Annotated in this window: 15 protein-coding genes, 1 pseudogene and 1 CRISPR repeat array; of the genes and pseudogenes, 11 read left to right on the forward strand and 5 right to left on the reverse strand. The window is 71.1% G+C overall.

Annotated elements, in window-relative coordinates; genetic code table 11:
* The first annotated feature begins 47 nt into the window (after nt 1-47).
* The 8 genes from infC (at nt 48) to ACFWZH_RS12765 (ending at nt 9,235) form a co-directional block, all read left to right on the forward strand.
* Nucleotides 48-749 carry a translation initiation factor IF-3 gene (gene infC, locus ACFWZH_RS12730; protein WP_384428640.1) on the forward strand — a complete coding sequence of 234 codons (702 nt, stop codon included), beginning with the start codon at nt 48-50 and terminating at the stop codon, nt 747-749.
* A 121-nt stretch (nt 750-870) separates the two neighbouring features.
* Nucleotides 871-1,065, forward strand: a complete 195-nt coding sequence (gene rpmI / locus ACFWZH_RS12735) for a 50S ribosomal protein L35 (protein WP_016576627.1) — start codon at nt 871-873, stop codon at nt 1,063-1,065.
* A 104-nt stretch (nt 1,066-1,169) separates the two neighbouring features.
* Nucleotides 1,170-1,553: a 50S ribosomal protein L20 gene (rplT, locus tag ACFWZH_RS12740; protein WP_384428642.1), complete on the forward strand. Its 384-nt coding sequence runs from the start codon at nt 1,170-1,172 to the stop codon at nt 1,551-1,553.
* 131 nt (nt 1,554-1,684) lie between these two features.
* A complete protein-coding gene (locus ACFWZH_RS12745; RefSeq protein ID WP_384428644.1) occupies nt 1,685-2,539 on the forward strand; it encodes a TrmH family RNA methyltransferase in 855 nt (284 codons plus the stop codon).
* Between the two features lie 82 nt (nt 2,540-2,621).
* On the forward strand, nt 2,622-3,770 hold the full coding sequence (locus tag ACFWZH_RS12750; RefSeq protein WP_384428646.1) for an ATP-binding protein: 1,149 nt from the start codon (nt 2,622-2,624) through the stop codon (nt 3,768-3,770).
* Nucleotides 3,771-4,012: 242 nt separating this feature from the next.
* Entirely contained in the window at nt 4,013-5,137 is a 1,125-nt protein-coding gene (pheS, locus tag ACFWZH_RS12755) for a phenylalanine--tRNA ligase subunit alpha (RefSeq protein WP_384428648.1), read from the forward strand.
* A complete protein-coding gene (pheT, locus tag ACFWZH_RS12760) occupies nt 5,137-7,662 on the forward strand; it encodes a phenylalanine--tRNA ligase subunit beta (RefSeq protein ID WP_384428650.1) in 2,526 nt (841 codons plus the stop codon). Before pheS ends, pheT begins: the two co-directional genes overlap by 1 nt.
* A 322-nt stretch (nt 7,663-7,984) precedes the next feature.
* Nucleotides 7,985-9,235 carry a PP2C family protein-serine/threonine phosphatase gene (locus ACFWZH_RS12765; RefSeq protein WP_384428652.1) on the forward strand — a complete coding sequence of 417 codons (1,251 nt, stop codon included), beginning with the start codon at nt 7,985-7,987 and terminating at the stop codon, nt 9,233-9,235.
* A gap of 74 nt (nt 9,236-9,309) precedes the next feature.
* Here the strand turns inward: ACFWZH_RS12765 and ACFWZH_RS12770 are convergent, their stop codons facing one another.
* Nucleotides 9,310-10,245 carry an oxidoreductase gene (locus ACFWZH_RS12770; protein ID WP_384428654.1) on the reverse strand — a complete coding sequence of 312 codons (936 nt, stop codon included), beginning with the start codon at nt 10,243-10,245 and terminating at the stop codon, nt 9,310-9,312.
* Nucleotides 10,246-10,326: 81 nt separating this feature from the next.
* On the opposite strand from ACFWZH_RS12770, the gene ACFWZH_RS12775 reads away from it, so the two are divergent.
* The 3 genes from ACFWZH_RS12775 (at nt 10,327) to ACFWZH_RS12785 (ending at nt 13,014) form a co-directional block, all read left to right on the forward strand.
* Nucleotides 10,327-11,004 carry a TetR/AcrR family transcriptional regulator gene (locus ACFWZH_RS12775; protein ID WP_384428656.1) on the forward strand — a complete coding sequence of 226 codons (678 nt, stop codon included), beginning with the start codon at nt 10,327-10,329 and terminating at the stop codon, nt 11,002-11,004.
* 93 nt (nt 11,005-11,097) lie between these two features.
* Entirely contained in the window at nt 11,098-12,435 is a 1,338-nt protein-coding gene (locus ACFWZH_RS12780) for a transcriptional regulator (RefSeq protein ID WP_384428658.1), read from the forward strand.
* 48 nt (nt 12,436-12,483) lie between these two features.
* The gene (locus ACFWZH_RS12785; RefSeq protein ID WP_384428660.1) at nt 12,484-13,014 is read left to right on the forward strand and encodes an NUDIX domain-containing protein; all 531 of its coding nucleotides are present in this window, start codon (nt 12,484-12,486) and stop codon (nt 13,012-13,014) included.
* A 63-nt stretch (nt 13,015-13,077) separates the two neighbouring features.
* On the opposite strand, the gene ACFWZH_RS12790 is transcribed toward ACFWZH_RS12785, so the two are convergent.
* From ACFWZH_RS12790 to ACFWZH_RS12805, 4 genes and pseudogenes are all read right to left on the reverse strand, one after another.
* Nucleotides 13,078-13,335: a hypothetical protein gene (locus ACFWZH_RS12790; protein ID WP_384428662.1), complete on the reverse strand. Its 258-nt coding sequence runs from the start codon at nt 13,333-13,335 to the stop codon at nt 13,078-13,080.
* A gap of 343 nt (nt 13,336-13,678) precedes the next feature.
* Nucleotides 13,679-13,792: pseudogene (locus ACFWZH_RS12795) on the reverse strand (3-hydroxyacyl-CoA dehydrogenase family protein); the annotation flags it as partial.
* A 14-nt stretch (nt 13,793-13,806) separates the two neighbouring features.
* Entirely contained in the window at nt 13,807-15,162 is a 1,356-nt protein-coding gene (locus tag ACFWZH_RS12800; RefSeq protein ID WP_384428664.1) for a tyrosine-type recombinase/integrase, read from the reverse strand.
* 120 nt (nt 15,163-15,282) lie between these two features.
* Nucleotides 15,283-15,552, reverse strand: coding sequence for a helix-turn-helix transcriptional regulator (locus ACFWZH_RS12805; protein ID WP_384428666.1), 270 nt, complete (start codon nt 15,550-15,552; stop codon nt 15,283-15,285).
* Between the two features lie 549 nt (nt 15,553-16,101).
* Nucleotides 16,102-18,689: a CRISPR direct-repeat array (repeat unit 29 nt; unit sequence CGGATCACCTCCGCCTGCGCGGAGACCAC).
* Nucleotides 18,690-18,717: the final 28 nt, after the last annotated feature.

An 18,717-nucleotide genomic window follows, 5' to 3' on the forward strand; every position in this document is an offset into this window, starting at 1 on the left:
CCAGATCTATGTGGAGCCCCGCCTGTGTCCCGTCCGGGGCGTTTTGCATGTTACCGGCGCGGTTGGTCACACCGAACAGACGTTACGCGGCAGTCCGCCAGGCCGTCGCGTGGTGCTACCGAGGAGGATCCATCAGCGCCGAGCCCCGCATCAACGACCGGATTCGCGTCCCCGAGGTGCGACTCGTCGGTCCCAGTGGCGAGCAGGTCGGCATTGTGCCGCTTGCCAAGGCCCTGGAGCTTGCGCAGGAGTACGACCTCGACCTGGTCGAGGTGGCGGCGAACGCCCGTCCGCCGGTCTGCAAGCTCATGGACTACGGAAAGTTCAAGTACGAGTCGGCCATGAAGGCCCGTGAGGCGCGCAAGAACCAGGCGCACACGGTCATCAAGGAGATGAAGCTCCGGCCGAAGATCGACCCGCACGACTATGACACCAAGAAGGGTCACGTCGTCCGGTTCCTCAAGCAGGGTGACAAGGTCAAGATCACGATCATGTTCCGTGGTCGCGAGCAGTCCCGCCCCGAGCTGGGCTTCCGGCTGCTGCAGCGGCTCGCGTCCGACGTGGAGGAGCTCGGCTTCATCGAGTCGAACCCGAAGCAGGACGGCCGAAACATGATCATGGTCCTCGGTCCGCACAAGAAGAAGACCGAGGCGATGGCCGAGGCCCGTGAGGCGCAGGCCGCCCGCAAGGCGGAGCGCCAGGGCGGAGCTCCCGCGGAGGAGCCCGCCGAGGAGCCCGCCGAGGCGTGATCTCTGGGCGAGCCCCGGATCCATGCCGGGGCACCCGCCCCGGATACCAACCGATACATCTGACGCTCCCGCTAGCCGGTCCGTGCCGGTGGGAGCGCCACTGACGAGGAGAGAACGGCGCATGCCGAAGAACAAGACGCACAGCGGTGCCAGCAAGCGCTTCAAGGTCACCGGCTCCGGCAAGGTGCTGCGCGAGCGCGCCGGCAAGCGCCACCTGCTCGAGCACAAGTCGTCCCGTGTGACGCGTCGCCTCACCGGCAACGCCGAGATGGCCCCGGGCGACGCCGCGAAGATCAAGAAGCTTCTCGGCAAGTGAGCCGCCGCGCCCCACTCGACGACCGGGGCGCGCGACTTCGACCGGGACACAATCGACTTGGGTCGTGTGACGACAACCACGACCCCGCTACAAGGAGTTAACAAGTGGCACGCGTCAAGCGGGCAGTCAACGCCCACAAGAAGCGCCGGGCGATCCTCGAGCAGGCCAGCGGCTACCGCGGCCAGCGCTCCCGCCTGTACCGCAAGGCGAAGGAGCAGGTCACCCACTCCCTCGTCTACAACTACAACGACCGCAAGAAGCGCAAGGGCGACTTCCGTCAGCTGTGGATCCAGCGCATCAACGCCGCTGCCCGCCAGAACGGCATGACCTACAACCGCTTCATCCAGGGTCTGAAGGCCGCCAACATCGAGGTCGACCGCAAGATCCTCGCGGACCTCGCGGTCAACGACATGAACGCGTTCGCCGCGCTCGTCGAGGCCGCTCAGAAGGCGCTTCCGAGCGACGTCAACGCCCCGAAGGCTGCCTGAACCCCAGCCTGACGACGTTGTGACGCGGACCCGCAGGCCCCGGCCTGCGGGTCCGCCGCATTTCCGGACCGGGCGCCGACGGACCGGCCCCGTCCCCGCACGCACCGAACAACAGAAGTGAGCCGCCGCCCATGGGCACCCCCGAGCTGATCTCCCCGCGTTCCCCGCGTGTCACCGCCGCCCGGCGGCTGGCCCGCCGCGCCTTCCGCGGCAAGGAGCGCCGGTTCATCGCCGAGGGCCCGCAGGCCGTACGGGAGGCCATCGCGCACCGCGTCGACGGCGCGCCCACCCTCATCGAGCTGTTCGCCACCGTCGAGGCCGCCGAGCGGCACGCCGAGATCGTCGAGGCGGCCCGCGCGGCCGGCGTACGGGTGCACTTCGCCGACGACCGGACCGTCGCCGACATCTCCCAGACCGTCACGCCGCAGGGCCTGCTCGGCGTCTGCCGGTTCCTGGACTCGCCGTTCGAGGAGATCCTCGCCGCCCGCCCGCAGCTGATCGCGGTGCTCGCCAACGTCCGCGACCCCGGCAACGCCGGTACGGTGCTGCGCTGCGCGGACGCCGCCGGCGCGGACGCGGTCGTGCTGACCGACGCCTCGGTGGACCTGTACAACCCCAAGTCGGTACGCGCCTCGGTCGGTTCGCTCTTCCACCTGCCGGTGGCGGTCGGCGTACCGGTCCAGCGGGTGGTGGAGGGGCTGCGGACCGCCGGAGTACGGACCCTGGCCGCCGACGGCGCGGGCGACCGCGACCTGGACGCCGAGCTGGACGCCGGCTCCATGGGCGGGCCCACCGCCTGGGTCTTCGGCAACGAGGCCTGGGGCCTGCCCGAGGAGACCCGGGCGCTCGCGGACGCCGTCGTACGGGTTCCCATCCACGGCAAGGCGGAGAGCCTCAACCTCGCCACCGCCGCCGCGGTCTGCCTCTACGCCTCCGCCCGCGCCCAGCGCAGCCCCGGCGGCTGCCGCGCGGTGTCACCCGCCTGAGGGGCGTACCGCGGATCGTCCCGGCACATCCGAGGCGAGCTAGTAGTCTTGCGTGCCGGGGGCCCGGGAGGGGGTAACGGGGATGAGTGTGAGGACTTCCGGCATCACAGTCGCCACTGACAGCGGTCCGGCCGACGGAGCCGGGCGCGTACCGTCGCCCGCCAGCGGGCCGGAAGCGTACGGTGCGGGACTCGACCCCGACGATCTGCCCGACGGCCTGGTCGTCTCCGACGAGACCGGCCGGGTCGTCTGCTTCAACGCCGCGGCCGCCAGGATCACCGGGATCGCCTCCGAGGACGCGCTCGGCCGCCCCTTCGAACAGGCCCTGCCGCTGCAGGACGTCGAGGGCCGCCGCTGGTGGCGGCTGACCGACCCCTATGGCGGGCTCGCCATCCGCCGGGGCCAGCCCGAGCGCAATCTGCTGCTCGGCGGCCGCGAGGTGCTGGTCTCCGCCCGCTACGTCCGCAGCCGGCCCACCGGGCCCGTGCAGCGGTTGGTGATCGCGCTGCGCGGCACCGAGGCCCGGCGGCGTACGGAGCTGAGCCACGCCGAGCTGATCGCCACCGTCGCCCATGAACTGCGCTCCCCGCTGACCTCCGTCAAGGGGTTCACCGCCACCCTCCTCCAAAAGTGGGAACGCTTCACCGACGACCAGAAGCGGCTGATGCTGGAGACGGTGGACGCCGACGCCAACCGCGTCACCCGCCTGATCGCCGAACTGCTGGACATCTCCCGGATCGACTCCGGGCGGCTGGAGGTCCGGCGGCAGCGCGTCGACATGATCGCCGCGGTCCGCCGGCACGTCCAGGCGCAGACCACCGCGGGCCAGCGGCCGGACCGCTTCCTGATCCGGATGAGGGGGCCGCTGCCGGACCTGTGGGCGGACCCGGACAAGGTCGACCAGGTGCTCGGCAATCTGCTGGAAAATGCGGTGCGCCACGGCGAGGGAACCGTCACCATCGAGGTCGGACCAGCGACGGACGCGACCAGCACGGAGGGGACGAGCGTCACCGTGAGCGACGAGGGCCCCGGTATTCCGGAGGAGTCGATGAGCCGTGTCTTCACCCGCTTCTGGCGGGGCAGCAAGCGCGGCGGCACGGGCCTGGGCCTGTACATCGTCAAGGGCATCGTCGAGGCGCACGGCGGCACGATCACGGTCGGCCGGGCCCCGGCCGGCGGCGCGCAGTTCCGATTTAGCCTGCCCGTCGCGACGCCGGCCTTTATGAATTAGAGCTGCCGCGAAGCGTCGTGCAAGGGTGGTGGCGGGCGACGGGCGGGACTGAGCGTTCCGCGGCGGGCGCCCCGCAGGGGCGAGGACCGGTCGCGCTGCCCGTCCCCCTTAGACTTGACCTTTGGCACCTTTGGCGCACAGGCATCGCGGGCACAGCGCGGGCTCGGCATCCGACCTTTGTGATCGAGGAGCCGAGGCGAAGCGAGCCAAGCCAAGCCAGTCCACCGGAAGCACGGGAAGAGATGTCCGCACCCAATAAGTCGTACGACCCTGTCGAGGTCGAAGCCCTGAAACCGGAAGAGATCGCCGCCCGGCTGGACGAGGCGCTGGCCGCCATCGCCGCCGCGGGCGACCTCGACGCGCTCGCCCAGGCGAAGATCGCGCACACCGGTGGCACCTCGCCGCTCGCCCTCGCCAACCGCGAGATCGGCGCCCTGCCCCCCCAGGCCAAGGCGGAGGCCGGCAAGCGCGTCGGCCAGGCCCGCGGCCGGGTGAACCAGGCGCTCAAGGCCCGTCAGGAGGAGCTGGAGGCGGAGCGCGACGCGCGGGTGCTCGTCGAGGAGGCGGTGGATGTCACGCTGCCCTACGACCGCACCCCGGCCGGCGCCCGGCACCCGCTCACCACGTTCATGGAGCGGGTCGCCGACGTCTTCGTCGCGATGGGCTACGAGGTCGCCGAGGGCCCCGAGGTCGAGGCGGAGTGGTTCAACTTCGACGCCCTGAACTTCGTGCCCGACCACCCGGCGCGCCAGATGCAGGACACCTTCTTCGTCCAGGGCAACGGCACCGAGGGCGATGAGAGCGGCGTCGTGCTGCGCACCCACACCTCGCCGGTGCAGGCCCGTACGCTCGTCGACCGCGAGCCGCCCGTGTACGTCGTCTGCCCGGGGCGGGTCTACCGCACCGACGAGCTGGACGCCACGCACTCCCCGGTCTTCCACCAGATCGAGCTGCTCGCCGTCGACGAGGGCCTGACCATGGCCGACCTCAAGGGCACCCTCGACCACATGGTCCGCGCGCTGTTCGGCCCCGACATGAAGACCCGGCTCCGGCCGAACTACTTCCCGTTCACCGAGCCGTCCGCCGAGATGGACATGGTCTGCTACGTCTGCCGTGGCGAGTCCGTGGGCGACCCCGACCGCCCGTGCCGCACCTGCTCCAGCGAGGGCTGGATCGAGCTGGGCGGCTGCGGAATGGTCAACCCCAAGGTGCTCGTCGCCTGCGGCGTCGACCCCGAGAAGTACAGCGGCTTCGCCTTCGGGTTCGGCATCGACCGGATGCTGATGTTCCGGCACAACGTGGAAGACATGCGCGACATGTTCGAGGGCGACGTCCGGTTCACCCGGCCGTTCGGGATGGAGATCTGATGCGGGTCCCGCTTTCTTGGCTGCGGGAGTACGTCGACCTGCCGGCGACGGAGTCCGGCCGTGACGTACAGGCCAAGCTCATTGCCGTCGGCCTGGAGGTCGAGACCGTCGAGCGGCTCGGCGAGGGCCTCAAGGGCCCGCTCGTCGTCGGCCAGGTGCTGACCATCGAGGAGCTGGAGGGCTTCAAGAAGCCGATCCGCTTCTGCACCGTCGATGTCGGCGACGCCAACGGCACCGGCGAGCCGCAGGAGATCGTCTGCGGCGCCCGCAACTTCTCGGTGGGCGACAAGGTCGTGGTGGTCCTCCCGGGCGCCGTACTGCCCGGCGACTTCAAGATCGCCGCGCGCAAGACGTACGGCAGGACGTCGCACGGCATGATCTGCTCCGGCGACGAGCTGGGCATGGGCGACGACGGCTCGGGCGGCATCATCGTGCTGCCGCCGGAGTACGAGGCGGGCACCGACGCCATCGAGCTGCTGGAGCTCGTCGACGAGGTGCTGGACATCGCCGTCACCCCGGACCGCGGCTACTGCCTGTCGATGCGCGGTGTCGCCCGCGAGGCCGCCACCGCCTACGGACTGCCGCTGCGCGACCCGGCCCTGCTGGACGTGCCGCCGCCGAACTCCGCCGGCTACCCGGTCAAGGTCTCCGACCCCCTGGGCTGCGACCGCTTCACGGCCCGCACGGTCACCGGCCTGGAGCCCGAGGCGCGTTCCCCGATCTGGCTGCAGCGTCGGCTGCAGAAGGCCGGGATGCGCCCGATCTCGCTCGCCGTCGACATCACCAACTACGTGATGCTGGAGCTCGGCCAGCCGCTGCACGCCTACGACCGCGCCACCGTGGACGGTCCGATCGGCGTCCGGCGTGCCACGCCCGGCGAGCAGCTGACCACCCTGGACGGCACCAAGCGGGTGCTGGACGCCGGGGACCTGGTCATCACCGACAACCGCGGCCCCATCGGCCTCGCGGGTGTCATGGGCGGCGCCAACACGGAGATCGCGGGCCCGGTCACCGACCCGGAGACCGGACAGCCGCGCGGCACCACCGACATCGTGGTGGAGGCCGCGCACTTCGACGCGATCTCCATCGCCCGCACGGCCCGCCGGCACAAGCTGTCCTCGGAGGCGGCCAAGCGCTTCGAGCGCGGCGTCGACCCGGAGGCCGCGTCCGCCGCGGCGCAGCGGACCGTCGACCTGCTGGTGCTGCTCGGCGGCGGCACCGCCGAGGACGGCGTCACCGAGGTCGTCTCGCCCCGCGGACCGCGCACGATCACCATCCCCGCCGACCACCCGGACAAGGTCGCCGGCGTCGCCTACGGCCGCGAGACCGTCGTCCGCCGCCTCCAGCAGGTCGGCTGCGACGTCTACGGCCAGGACGAGCTGGTCGTGACCGTGCCGTCCTGGCGGCCCGACCTCGGCGACCCCAACGACCTGGCCGAAGAGGTCATCCGGCTGGAGGGCTACGAGAACCTGCCCTCCACGCTCCCGAAGCCGCCGGCCGGCCGCGGGCTGACCGAGCGTCAGCGGCTGCACCGCCGGGTCGGCCGGGCGCTGGCCGGTGCCGGCTACGTCGAGGCGCTGAACTACCCCTTCACCGGCTCGCACGTCCTCGACCAGCTCGGCATCGAGGCGGACGACCCGCGGCGCGCGGCGGTCACCCTCGTCAACCCGCTGTCCGACGAGGAGCCCGACCTCCGTACGACCCTGATCCCGGGGCTGCTCGGCGCGCTGCGCCGCAACTACGGCCGGGGCACGCACGATCTCGCGCTCTTCGAGACCGGCCCGGTCTTCCGGGCGACCGGCGACGAGCGGCCGGCCAGCCGACTGGTCGTCGACCGCCGGCCGACCGACGACGAGATCGCCTCGCTGGACGCCTCCCTCCCGCAGCAGCCGCGGCGCGCCGCCGTGGTGCTCGCCGGCGGCCGTGAGCAGGCCGGCTGGTGGGGCGAGGGGCGCCCCGGCACCTGGGCGGACGCCATCGAGGCGGGCCGTACGGTCGCGCGGGAGGCGGGCGTCGAGCTGATCGTCCGTCAGGACCAGCACGCGCCGTTCCACCCGGGCCGGTGCGCGGCGCTGCTCGCCCTCGTCGACGGCGAGGAGGTCCTCGTCGGCAACGCCGGTGAGCTGCACCCGCGCGTCATCAAGTCGCTCGCGCTGCCGGAGCGTACGTGCGCGATGGAGATCGACCTGGACCGCCTGGAGCGGGCCGGAGCCGGCCCGCTGCGCGCGCCGAAGATCTCGGCGTTCCCGGTCGCGACCCAGGACGTCGCGCTGGTCGTCGACGGCTCGGTCCCGGCGGCGGACGTCGAGAGCGCGCTGCGTGACGGTGCGGGCGAACTGCTGGAGTCGCTGCGGCTCTTCGACGTCTTCACCGGCGAGCAGCTCGGTGCGGGCAAGAAGTCGCTGGCGTACGCGCTGCGCTTCCGCGCCGCGGACCGGACGCTGACCGCGGAGGAGGCCTCGGCCGCCCGTGACGCGGCGGTGGCGGTGGCCGTGGAGCGGACGGGTGCGGTGCTGCGCGGCTGAGCGGCCCGCCTGCCTGTGGTGAGGGGCGGGGGCGCGGAGGGTGTGAGCCTTCCGTGCCCCCGCCCCTTCGGCGTGCGGGGGTCGGGTCTCCGGTGGGTGGGCCGTGTGGTGCCTGTGGGGGACCGGCGGGGGCGAGGAGACCATCGGCCCCCTGCGCCATCACCCAATCGAGTGGTTATTTACCTATCGTCGTGGGATGGGCACATAACGTCGCGAGAATCGACCAGGTCGATGAGGCCCGCGTGACCGCTGCAGGCGGGCCGAACCGATCGGCGCAACACCTGCAAGGAGTCATCGGACAGGCCCTAGGGGGACCAACGGCATGATCCGAACGTGGACGCGGGGCGCGACGCGCGCCGGCGCGGCCCGTGTCCGGCGGGCCACGGTCTTCGTCCTGCCGGGCCTGTGGGTGCTCGGCGTGGTGGGCTGGGAGCTCTCCCACCCGACCAGCGGTCAGCTGCTGCAACTCCTCGCCGCCGCACCGGCCATCGCCTGCGCGGGCACCGGCCGCCGGCAGTGCGTCCTGCTGGGCGGGGTGTGCGCGCTGCTCGCCCTCGTCCCGTTCGGCAGCGAGGGACCCGGGGCCGGGCCGGGCACCCGCGCGCTCACCTGCGGTGCGATTCTCGCGGTGATCGGCGCCAGCTATCTGACGGCCGGCCGGCGGCTGCGGCTGGTGCGGGAGCTGGAGCGCACCCGCGAGGTCGCCGCGGCCGCGCAGCGGGTGCTGCTGCGGCCGCTGCCGCCGCGGATCGACGGGCTGGCGCTGGCGGCCGACCACCTCTCGGTGAGCGAGGGCGCGGTGGTCGGCGGGGACCTGTACGAGGTCGTGGGGACCCGGCACGGCGTCCGGGCGGTGATCGGGGATGTGCGCGGGCACGGCCTGGCGGCCATGGGCATGGTCGCGGCGATGCTCGGCAGCTTCCGCGAGGTGGTGCACGACGAGGCCGAACTGACCGGTGTGCTGCGCCGGTTGGAGCGCTCGCACCAGCGGCATCTGCGGGAGCGGGGGCGCGTCGAGCAGCCGGGGGGCGGTGCGGAGGCGGCGAGCCCGCTCGCGGAGGAGTTCGTGACGCTGCTGCTGGTGCAGATCGCGCAGGACGGCTCGGTCACGGCGCTGAACTGCGGGCATCCATGGCCCTATCGGATCGACCGCGGGGCCCTCGCGCCGGTCGCCCTGGTCGCCCCGGCCGATCCGATGCCGCCGCTGGGACTGTTCCCGCTGCCGGAGGAGCTGGCCGCGGTGCGGTGCGGTCGACTGGAGCCCGGCGCCGCGCTCTTCCTGCACACCGACGGGGCGGTGGACGCCCGGGACGCGGCGGGGGAGTTCTTCCCGCTGGCGGAGGCGTTGCGCGGCAGCGTCGAGGCGGCCGAGTCGCCCTGCGGCCCCGTGCCGTCCGGGGTGGTGGACGAGGTGCGGGAGGCGCTGCTGCGCCATGCCGGCGGGCGGCTGACGGACGATGTGGCGCTGCTGATGCTCTGCAACGACCGGGTAGGGCTGCCGGCCCGGAGGGCCGGGGCGGGGCGGCGTTCGCTGTCGCTCGGCGGGCGAGGGACCGGCAGGGGCGCCTCCTAGGGCGGGCCCGGTGGGACAGCGGCGACCTGCCCCGCGCCCCACCGGTCCCGGCCGTGCGCTCTTCGTATCCCAGGTCAGCGCCCGTCTTTCGCGGCGGCCTCCTTGCCGCTCAGCGACGGGAAGCCGACGCCGGTCAGTTCCTCGGAGGCCTCCCACAGGCGCTTGGCGCTCTGCGGGTCGCTGGCCGCGGCCGACCTGCTGACCATCGTCGGACCGCCGCGCATCTCGCCGAACCCGTCGGGGCCCAGATAGGCGGCACCGGGCAGGTCCTGGGTGGCGGCGTAGAGCGTCGGGAGCGCGCCGGCCCGGTTGTCCTGGGCGATCACCCTGTTGCCGATCCGCATCAGGGCCCGCCGGGCCGCGCTGGCGTCGTGGCTCTGCAGATTGGTGGCGGCGTAGCCGGGATGTGCGGCGAGGGCGCGCACGGGGGAGCCCGCCGCGGTCAGCCGGCGCTGCAGTTCCAGGGTGAACAGCAGGTTGGCCAGCTTGGACTGGGAGTACGCCCGGTAGGGGGTGTATTCACCGGTCAGGTCCAGGTTCTCGAAGTGGACGCGGGTGCCGGGGGCCTTGTGCGCCATGGACGCCACCGTGACCACGCGGTCGGTGACGTGCGGCAGCAGCAGGTTGGTCAGTGCGAAGTGGCCGAGGTGGTTGGTGCCGAACTGCGTCTCGAAGCCGTCCTTGGTGCGGGACTCGGGGACGGCCATCACCCCGGCGTTGTTGATCAGCAGGTCCAGTCCGCCCTGCCAGGACTCGGCGAACGCCCGCACGGAGGCGAGGTCGGCGAGGTCGAGGCGGCGCACTTCGAGCGTGCCCTTGGTGCCCTTGACGGTGGCGGCGGCCTCCTCGCCGCGTCTGACGTCCCGTACGGCGAGCACGACATGTGCGCCGGCCCGGGCGAGGGCGTCGACGGTGGCGAGGCCGAGCCCGCTGTTGGCGCCGGTGACCACGGCGGTGCGGCCGGTCTGGTCGGGGAGGCGGGTTGCGTTCCAGGTGGGTGTGTGAGCCATGCCCTCAATGTAGGCAGCGCCAACAATGATGTCAATGACAACAATGTAGCCAGTGAATACATCGGCGCTAGGATGGCGGCCATGCAGACTCGTCGCTACCACCACGGAGACCTTCGCGCCGCGCTGCTGGACCGCGCCGAGCAGACACTCCGCGAGAAGGGTCCGGGAGCCCTGTCCCTGCGGGAACTCGCCCGTGACCTCGGCGTCAGCCACGCCGCGCCGAGCCGGCACTTCAAGGACAAGCAGGCGCTGCTGGACGCGCTGGCGCGCACCGGGTTCGAACGCATGGAGGCGGCCCTGACCGCGTCCCAGGCGGCGGCCGGCGCGTCGTTCGCCGAGCGGCTCGGTGCGCTCGCCCGCGCCTACGTGGACTTCGCCACCGCCAACGCGGCCCTCCTCGACCTCATGTACACGGTCAAACACGAGCCGGAGGCGTCCGAGGCGCTGATCGCGGCCGCGCACCGGCTCGCGGCGATGGCCGTGGAGCTGGCCGCGGACGGGCAGCGCAGCGGCGACGTACGGGAGGGTCCCGTCGAACGGATCGCGATGCCGCTCTTCACCACCCTGCACGGCTTCGCCGGGTTCGCCACCAGCGGCGTGCTCTCCGCGGACGAGGTCGCCTCCGGTCTCGACGACGTGATCGGGTACATGCTGCGGGGCTGCGCGGCGGACGGACGCGAGGTCACGTGGTCCGAAGGGGCGCCCGGCCTGCACTGCCTGGGCCCGCGCCCGCCCCGGGGCACTTCACACCCCGTGTGAAGCGGGGTTCACTACGCTCGACTGGCGGAGTGGTGAAGTCGACAAGGCCATGAGCGGGGAGCCCACGGCGGGTCCGCTCACCGGGAGGCCGTTGTGGAGCCCAATACCCTGCTCGATGCGATTCTCGACGAGGCCGGCATCTCGCACGCCGGGCTGGCCGCCCGGATCAACGGCCTGGGGCGGCAGCGCGGGCTGGCGCTGAGGTACGAACACACCGCGGTGGCCCGGTGGTTGAAGGGCCAGCGCCCGCGCGGACAGGTACCGGACCTGATCTGCGAGGTCCTCGGCGAACGGCTGCACCGGCCGGTCGGACTCGACGACATCGGGCTGAGCCGCCCGGGACGCCACAGCGCCCCCGACACCCCGCTGTCCGGCTTCGTCGAGCGGGCCACCGCGCTGTGGCGGTCCGACGAGCAGCAGCGGCCGCATGTGCTCGCCGCCCCCGCGCTCACCGGCACCTCGGCGGTCATCCCCGTATGGGAGTGGGAGAACCCGCCCGAGGACTGCGATGTCTCACGCGACGGGCTGACCCGGGTCGGCCTGGCCGACATCGAGATGCTGCGCGCCGCGCGCGGCCACTACGAGCAGATGTACCGCAAGGCGGGCGGTATCGCCACCAGAGCGCGCATCGTGGGATTCCTCAACGCCGAGGCGGCGCCGCTGCTGCGGGGCAGCTACAGCGACGCGACGGGGCGTCAGCTCCACCGGGCGACCGGCGGGCTGGTCGCCGTCGCCGGCATCTGCGCCTACGACTCGGACGCCCTCGGGCTGGCCCAGCGCTACTTCCATCAGGCCCTGCGGCTGGCGAAGGCCAGCGGGGACCGCGGGCTCGGCGCGTACGTCATCGCGCTGCTGGTCAACCAGTCCCTCTTCGTACGGGAGTACCGCCAGGCGGTCGCCTTCGCGGAGGCCGCGCTGCGGGCCGCGGGCCCGCAGATCACTCCGGCGCTCTCCGCCGACCTCTATGCCATGCAGGCCAAGTCCTACGCCCGGCTCGGCGACGGCACCAGCGCACTGGCGTGCATCCGGCGCGCGGAGGCGGCCGCGGAGCGCATCCGACCCGGACTGGAGCCGGCCGAGACGGGCTATGTGCAGCCCGGCCTGGTGAACGTACAAGTGGCGGAGGCCCTCCTCAGCCTCGGTGACCTGCGGGCCGCCCGGGAGCAGGCGGACGCCGCCGTCGACACCCCCGCACACGACCGCGGCCGGGTCCACCGGCTGGCCATGCTCACCCATATCGAGCTGCGCCAGGGCGATGCGGACCGGGCCGTGGCCAACGCGGCCCAGATGACGGAGCAGGCCCGGGGCATGGAGTCGCAACGGCTGCGGGACCGGCTGCGGGCGGTGCGCGAGCACCTGGCGGAGACCGGGAGCTCCGCGACGGACGAGGCGGCCGAACTCATCGACGAGGTGCTGCGCGTTCCGCTCTGACCGGGCACGTGTCACCTTGCCGGTCCAACAGCGGAAGGTGGCAGTTACGTGCGGTGGAACAATCTCAGCGAGAAGCCCGTCTATGCGAACCCGTGGTTCCGGGTCAATCTGGCCGATGTGGCGTTGCCCGACGGCCGTCACCTGGACCACTTCCTGATCCGGATGCGGCCGGTCGCCGTCGCCACGGTGGTCAACGCCGCCCACGAGGTGCTGCTGCTGTGGCGGCACCGGTTCATCACCGACACCTGGGGATGGGAGCTGGCGGCCGGGGTCGTCGAGGACGGTGAGGACGTCGCGGCCGCGGCCGCGCGGGAGATGGAGGAGGAGACCGGGTGGCGCCCCGGCCCGCTCCGGCACCTGCTCACCGTGGAGCCGTCCAACGGCCTCACCGACGCCCGGCATCACATCTACTGGTCCGACGAGGGGGAGTACCTCGGCCTGCCGCAGGACGCCTTCGAGTCCGAGCGGCGCGAGTGGGTGCCGTTGAAGCTGGTGCCCGACATGGTGGGCCGGGGGGAGGTGCCGGCCGCCGGTATGGCCGCGGCCCTGCTGATGCTGCACCACATCCACCTGGGCTGAGGGCCGTCGGGCCGACCGGCCGCGGGCGGACGGGGCGATCGGGCCGTCCGTCCGCGGCGGGGCTCATCGGCCGAGCGCCTGCCACAGGGCGACCACCAGCGCCGCGAGTCCCGTGAGTGCGGCGAGGGACGGCAGTGGCCAGCGGGTGCTCTCCAGCCGCGTGACGCGGGCGGTCAGTTCGTCCGTGTCACGCGCGCTCTGCTCGGAGCGCTGCGCCTGCAGCGCGAGTTGGCCGTCGACCCGGGCGGTGCGTACGTCGAGCACACGCCTCAGCTCCGCTAAGTCGGCGGTGGTCAGGTCGGGTTCGGGGTGGGCGGTCACGGTCCGCTCCTCATTCCTTCGGTCAGCGACTTCGTCGTGCGTACGCGCCTCAGTCAACTGCGCTGCGCCGAAGGGCGGGAGCGTGTGCGGTGGGCAGATGCGGGTCTGCACTTCACACCCCGTGTGAAGTGACCGCGGGTGACGGCGCGACGGTATGCACACGGGGTGTGAACCACGCACCCCCGCCGGGCCCCCGCACACGCTTCCGTGTCCGCACGCGGGGGAGTTGACTCGAACTCCCCACGGGGAACCGAGGCCGGCGGACGGGCGCCCGCCGGCCCGGAGTCCGCCCGCCGGAACTCCCCCGAGCGGCGGGCGGGCACTCCTCCCGAGCGTCGGGTTCTCAGTACGAGTAGAACCCCGACCCCGACTTCCGCCCCAGCCGGCCCGCGTCGACCATGCGCTGGAGGAGCGGGGGAGCGGCGTAGAGCGGCTCCTTGTACTCGTGGTACATGTTGACGATGTGGGCGACTACCGCCCTGACCTGCGGTTTCCGAGCCCATTCGGGGTCTGTGGGTCGCCCAGGGATTCCTCAGGGACATTCGGTTGTGGATCTTGTTCGAACCACTCGTCCATGGCGGCGAGGCCTCGCTTGCCCGCCTCGGGCATGAAGTGAGCGTAGTGGTTCAGCGTGGTCTGCGGCGAGGCATGCCCGAGCCACTCCGACACGCTGACGATCGATTCGCCGGCCTCGAGTTGGGTGCTCGCGTACGTGTGCCGGAGGACGTGGAACATGTCCGCGCGGGAGAGCTCGTAGACAGGGTGCCGACGGGTGCGGCCGCCGTATGTCTCGGCCTTCTCGCCGATCACCTTCAGAACTCCTGCCGCCGCGAGCGCGGGCCGCCAGCTCCGCTTGTTCCACATTGCGTAGTTGATTCGATTGCCCTGCGAGGTGGTCAGGACCAGCCGGACGGTGATCGGTTTGCGCTGCCGCGCTTCCAGCTCGGTCGTCGGTGACTCAGGGTTTCGCCACGGGAGCGTGCAGGTGACCGAGGGGAAGCGGCGGAAGTGGTCCTGGAGACGCTTGGCGAGGTTGGGGGAGAGGGGAGCGTCTCGCGATTTGCCGCCCTTGGGCAGGCAGAAGTACGGCCTTCCCTTGGAGTCCCACCGCAGCTGCCGGCGGATGTGTACGAGTCCGGCATCGAAGTCGAAGTCCTCCTCCCCGAGGCCGAACGCCTCGCCTTGGCGCAGGCCGAGGCCGACGCCGAGGTCCACCGCGATGTGGTACCGATCCTGGAGGCCCGCCCGGACGGCATCCACGGTTGACCTGGACCATGCCTTGGCCCTCCTCTTCGAGGGTTTGGGAGCCTTGACCGTCCGGTGAGCCTTGCAGGGATTCTTGATCAGGCGGCCGTCGTCGACGGCGGCTTCGAGGATCGTGGAAAGGTGGATCCAGATCACCTGGGCCGTGGACGCCTCCACCCGCGTCAGCAACTGCGTCGTCCAGATGCGCAGCGCGGCAGCGTCGATGTCCCGGAGCGCCGTTTCACCCAGGAACGGAATGATGTGGTTCCAGATCTTGCTGCGCATGGGGGCGGCGGTCGAAGGTTCGTCTGAGCGGCTCGGCCACCAGTGCTTCTCGATGTACTGGGCGAGTGGGATCGCCCCGTCGCGGGGGTCCACGAACTCGCCACGTGTGGTGTCGGTCTGTGCGTTCGCGAGCCACTGCTTCGCGTCCTCGCTCGTGTCGAACGAGCGGTCCCGGACGCCAGGAATGCCCTTCACCCGGTAGCGTTTGCCCCTGCCCCACAGGGCTGTTCGATCACGCTTGCCGGTGTCCTTGTTGGGCCTCTTCTTGAGCCAGCGGTCTTCTATGTACCCCGCCAAGGGAATTTGCTCCTATGAACTCAACTACATACGTTCGTACGGCATAGTGGAAGGTCACGCGCCGGGACTTCGAAAGGCTCCGAAAGATCGAGGCACTACCTTCGGGCTTACAGATAGCCTTCAAGGAGCGTGTACTGCGCGCTTCATCGGCATCTGCCTGAGGGGATTGAGAGCAGCGTTGGAGCGTGAATCTTCCTGCTCTTGCGCCATGACCCATTCATCGAGCGCCGAAATCCTGTACATGACGCGGCCTCCCATGCGGAAGCTCGGCGGCCCCTGCCGTCGGTGACGCCAGACATACAGGGTGTTCGGTGAAATTCCGAGGTATTCCGCTGCCTTGGTCAAGTTCAAGAACGCGGCTTCATATGTGGGCGTGATCTGGTCGTGCATCTCTGGACTCCTGGGTTAGAAGCGTCGATGTCACGTCAGGATCCGGAGAAGTCCGAGCTTGGTGAGACCGGGAAATTCTGGTAGTGCGGGTACTGGCTGCCCCAGGGGTTCTGAGGTTCGGCTGCTGCTCTGGGGCTTAGCAGTCCATGACGCTGGATCATCCTCTCGTTGACCTGGGGTTTTGCTGATACCCGTACGTTGGCATGGCGTCCGCGCAGGTCTCCAGTCGCGGACGTCTGCCGTAGGCGAACTGCCGTGAGTCAGAACCCGGCGTATAGGCCAGACCCGTCCGCCACTACCTGGGCCTTTGGGCTGCGTCGGAGGTCCTTTCTGGCCTTTCAAGCGCCTTGCCGCTTTGGGTAGCCGAAATTCCCTCAAGAGTCCCTCTGGCAGAGCTGAAAGTCCCTGAAAAGCCAAGAGGTGGGTGGCCATCGGAGGCGCCTGAGAAGCCAATCCAAAGGGTTGAGGCCCAGGCCGACGGGGCGCTTGCCTTCCACGCACGGGTCCCTCGCCTCTGCGTGGCCGGAGAGCACATGGCGGACCGTCAGGAACCATCCCTGTGCCTGCGCGGAGACCACACGCCAGGGAAGGAGCGAACAATGCGTACACCGGATCACCTCCGCCTGTGCGGAGACCACCTGCCCACCGCGCAGCGCCTGGTGAAGGAGCACGGATCACCTCCGCCCGCGCGGAGACCACGTCGGCGCTGCAGCGCGGGACTACGAGATCGTCGGACCACCTCCGCCTGCGCGGAGACCCCAACTCCCAAACTTCGGGCCTAAACCGGACGGCGGATCACCTCCGCCTGCGCGGAGACCACGATGAGCCGGCGGATCAGGCTCACGCCGCTGCCGGATCACCTCCGCCTGCGCGGAGACCACGACACGATCCGGTTCCGGCTGGCGGCCATCAGCGGATCACCTCCGCCTGCGCGGAGACCACTCACCCGCGGCCGGACCCGCGACGCGATCCACCGGATCACCTCCGCCTGCGCGGAGACCACTACCAACCGATGATGCCGCCCTTGTTCCGGCACGGATCACTCCGCCTGCGCGGAGACCACATCGCGCGCCTGGACCGCCCCGCCTTCGCCTCCGGATCACCTCCGCCTGCGCGGAGACCACTTGTGGCTCGGCCGGCATCTGGCCGTGGCGATCGGATCACCTCCGCCTGCGCGGAGACCACATCGGCGCGATCACGGTCACGAACCGGACCATCGGATCACCTCCGCCTGCGCGGAGACCACGGGGAGTTCCCCCTGGTCCGGTTCACCGAAGGCGGATCACCTCCGCCTGCGCGGAGACCACTTCGCCAACAGCTCCCCCATGTCGTGGGGGATCGGATCACCTCCGCCTGCGCGGAGACCACGGCGCCGACGCGCTGGAAGTTCTCGCACTTGAGGGATCACCTCCGCCTGCGCGGAGACCACGAGGCGGAAAGCGCGAGCCTCACCCCATCGGCCGGATCACCTCCGCCTGCGCGGAGACCACAAGCACGCGCACGCCACAGTCGCGATCGTGGACGGATCACCTCCGCCTGCGCGGAGACCACTCCATCGGATCACCAGCACCCACCTCCCCTCGCGGATCACCTCCGCCTGCGCGGAGACCACTTGAGCGTGGCACGCAGTTGCAGCGCCCGGGACGGATCACCTCCGCCTGCGCGGAGACCACCGCTCCGACCAGTACGAGACGTACGCCTCGGGCGGATCACCTCCGCCTGCGCGGAGACCACGGTCGAGCAGGGCAAAGCGCCCGCGTCGCCAGCGGATCACCTCCGCCTGCGCGGAGACCACTGCCTCGTCTTCACCGCGACGAACGTGACCACCGGATCACCTCCGCCTGCGCGGAGACCACGGCGAAGGTCGTGGCCAGGGGGTGGCCGGGACCGGATCACCTCCGCCTGCGCGGAGACCACAAGGTGTTGGCGTTGGCGAGCGACATGATGGCCGGATCACCTCCGCCTGCGCGGAGACCACTATCAGTGAGTTGGAGCGTTGGTAGCCCGCGCTGGATCACCTCCGCCTGCGCGGAGACCACCCATGGAAACGGTCGAATACGAGGACAACCGACGGATCACCTCCGCCTGCGCGGAGACCACAGGGCCACGAACTACCGCGGCACCGCCAAGGACGGATCACCTCCGCCTGCGCGGAGACCACGGGACGCCGGTGTCGCCGGAACCTGGGCCCGCCGGATCACCTCCGCCTGCGCGGAGACCACCGCCCACTGCTGGGCAACCCGGGGCGCCGTGCTGGATCACCTCCGCCTGCGCGGAGACCACCCCCGATGGGGGAACGCGGCCAAGCTGAAGAACGGATCACCTCCGCCTGCGCGGAGACCACGGCCGCGAGTTCACCATGGCCGACGCCTACACCGGATCACCTCCGCCTGCGCGGAGACCACCTTGCCCCGTTCGGAGACAGGGCCCGCGTCACCGGATCACCTCCGCCTGCGCGGAGACCACGGCGATGCGGGCGCGGCGTGCGGCGGCAGCGGCGGATCAACTCCGCCTGCGCGGAGACCACGTCATCCAGGAGATCGACCCCGTCGGGGCGGGCGGATCACCTCCGCCTGCGCGGAGACCACGCGTCGGCCCGACCGCGCGAGTAGGCCACGAGCGGATCACCTCCGCCTACGCGGAGACCACATCTCCGTCGACATCACCACGGCGATCCCTCTCGGATCACCTCCGCCTGCGCGGAGACCACCTGATTGATCCCCGCGGCGGCGCCCTGCACTCCGGATCACCTCCGCCTGCGCGGAGACCACTCGACTCGTTCGTCCCCCATCCCCGTTCCCTTCGGATCACCTCCGCCTGCGCGGAGACCACGCCTCCTTCGCCCCCTTGGCCTCCTTCTGGTACGGATCACCTCCGCCTGCGCGGAGACCACTTCTTGCCCTTGCCTGTGCCGGGCGGCTGCAGCGGATCACCTCCGCCTGCGCGGAGACCACAGGAACCCCGGCTCGTGCCATTTCTGGACTGACGGATCACCTCCGCCTGCGCGGAGACCACCACCAGGCGATCTCCGGGTGGACCCGCGGCGGCGGATCACCTCCGCCTGCGCGGAGACCACGACATCGCCCCGGCAGGAGCGGCCACCTGCGGCGGATCACCTCCGCCTGCGCGGAGACCACGTCGGTTGCGGGGCTCAGGCGGGCGCTC

This window comes from Streptomyces sp. NPDC059008, assembly GCF_042749045.1.
Classification (GTDB): domain Bacteria; phylum Actinomycetota; class Actinomycetes; order Streptomycetales; family Streptomycetaceae; genus Streptomyces.

Coding starts and splice junctions, on each gene's coding strand:
- ACFWZH_RS12750 (WP_384428646.1), top strand. CDS start 2,622: ATGAGTGTGAGGACTTCCGGCATCACAGTCGCCACTGACAGCGGTCCG.
- ACFWZH_RS12805 (WP_384428666.1), bottom strand. CDS start 15,552: ATGCACGACCAGATCACGCCCACATATGAAGCCGCGTTCTTGAACTTG.
- ACFWZH_RS12775 (WP_384428656.1), top strand. CDS start 10,327: ATGCAGACTCGTCGCTACCACCACGGAGACCTTCGCGCCGCGCTGCTG.
- pheS (WP_384428648.1), top strand. CDS start 4,013: ATGTCCGCACCCAATAAGTCGTACGACCCTGTCGAGGTCGAAGCCCTG.
- ACFWZH_RS12765 (WP_384428652.1), top strand. CDS start 7,985: ATGATCCGAACGTGGACGCGGGGCGCGACGCGCGCCGGCGCGGCCCGT.
- rpmI (WP_016576627.1), top strand. CDS start 871: ATGCCGAAGAACAAGACGCACAGCGGTGCCAGCAAGCGCTTCAAGGTC.
- ACFWZH_RS12770 (WP_384428654.1), bottom strand. CDS start 10,245: ATGGCTCACACACCCACCTGGAACGCAACCCGCCTCCCCGACCAGACC.
- pheT (WP_384428650.1), top strand. CDS start 5,137: ATGCGGGTCCCGCTTTCTTGGCTGCGGGAGTACGTCGACCTGCCGGCG.
- infC (WP_384428640.1), top strand. CDS start 48: ATGTTACCGGCGCGGTTGGTCACACCGAACAGACGTTACGCGGCAGTC.
- ACFWZH_RS12745 (WP_384428644.1), top strand. CDS start 1,685: ATGGGCACCCCCGAGCTGATCTCCCCGCGTTCCCCGCGTGTCACCGCC.